The following is a 1,450-nucleotide window of genomic DNA, read 5'->3' on the forward strand; positions in this document are numbered from 1 at the left end:
TCCCATCATCGTCGTCGCAGCAGCGGTTATCCTGTTCCTGCTCTATTCGTCGGTCTTCGTGGTCAATGCGCGCCAGCAGGCGCTGGTGCTCAGGTTCGGCGAGATCGTCGACGTCAAGAGCGAACCCGGCATCTACTTCAAGGCGCCGTTCTCGTTCTTCGACGCCGACACCGTGCAACTGATCGAGAACCGGGTGCTGCGCTTCGACCTCGACAACATCCGCGTCCAGGTGTCAGGCGGCAAGTTCTATGAGGTCGACGCCTTCATCGCCTACCGCATCTCGGATCCGCGGGTCTTCCGCTCCACCGTCTCGGGTCAGATCGAACTGGCAGAAGCCCGGCTCAGGACGCGTCTCGACGCTGCCTTGCGCCGTGTCTACGGTCTGCGTGATTTCGAGGCCGCACTTTCCGAACAGCGCACCGTGATGATGCGCGAAGTCCGCGACCAGCTCAGGCCCGACGCCACCTCGCTCGGCCTGCAGATCGAGGATGTCCGTATCCGCCGCACGGATCTCACGGCCGAAGTCTCGCAGCAGACCTTCGACCGCATGAAGGCGGAACGCCTGGCGGAAGCTGCGCGGCTGAGGGCGCGCGGCAATGAAGCGGCACAGCGCATCACCGCCCGCGCCGATCGCGAAGTGGTCGAGATCGTCGCCGAAGCGCAGAAAGAGTCGGAAATCCTGCGCGGCGAGGGCGAAGCCCAGCGCAGCGCCACCTTCGCGGGAGCCTATCAGCGCGATCCGGCCTTCTTCGACTTCTACCGGTCGATGAATGCCTATGGCACGGCGCTGGACAACACCGGAACGACGATGGTGCTGTCGCCGAACTCGGAGTTCTTCCGCTTCTTCCGCAATCCTGACGGCGGCGAGGGGCCGGCAAAGCCGGCTTCGCCTGCGCCAAACGCTCCGGCGACGGCACCCGCCGCGCCGGCGGCACAGCCCAGCACCGGCCAGTAGCGGCCGGTGCAGGATTTTCTTGCCGCCATGGGCCTGGTCCTTGTCATAGAGGGTCTGGTCTATGGCGGTTTTCCCGGCCTGGCCAGGAAACTTGCCACCGAAGTGCTGTCGCTGCCCGAGAACGCGCTGCGGATCGCCGGGCTGGCGGCGATCGTGATCGGCGTCGGCATCGTCTGGCTGGTACGGGGCGCATGACGGCGGCGATGATTTATCCTCTGCCGATAGTCATAGCCGCAAACGTGCCGTATTTTTTGCCAACATGGCGTGACGCGGCGTTTTCGTCGAAGCGCTTTTCTTTTCAAGGATACCGGGAGGCTTCTCGATGACATCCAATACAATTCTGTGCGCGGCTCGGCGGACATTCATCGCCGGCGCGGCGGCACTTCTTGTCAGCGCAGTCGCTGTCCCGTCCTTCGTGACGCCGACATTTGCCGCCGATGGACCCGCTTCGGTCGCCGATCTGGCGCAAGGCCTGCTCGGCGCGGTGGTCAACAT

The 1,450-nt window shown here is 64.2% G+C and carries 2 protein-coding genes and 1 pseudogene; all 3 read left to right on the plus strand.

Features of this window, described 5'->3' with window-relative positions:
* Window positions 1–955: protease modulator HflC (locus EOD15_RS34195; RefSeq protein WP_148129815.1), on the plus strand; the 955-nt coding region annotated here is incomplete at its 5' end.
* Window positions 956–961: 6 nt separating this feature from the next.
* The gene (locus EOD15_RS34200; protein WP_023813072.1) at window positions 962–1,150 is read left to right on the plus strand and encodes a DUF2065 domain-containing protein; all 189 of its coding nucleotides are present in this window, start codon (window positions 962–964) and stop codon (window positions 1,148–1,150) included.
* 127 nt (window positions 1,151–1,277) lie between these two features.
* Window positions 1,278–1,450 (plus strand): annotated as a pseudogene (locus EOD15_RS37410) (serine protease); the annotation flags it as partial.

Origin of the sequence: Mesorhizobium sp. M7A.T.Ca.US.000.02.2.1 (genome assembly GCF_003996995.1) — a bacterium.
GTDB lineage: Bacteria > Pseudomonadota > Alphaproteobacteria > Rhizobiales > Rhizobiaceae > Mesorhizobium.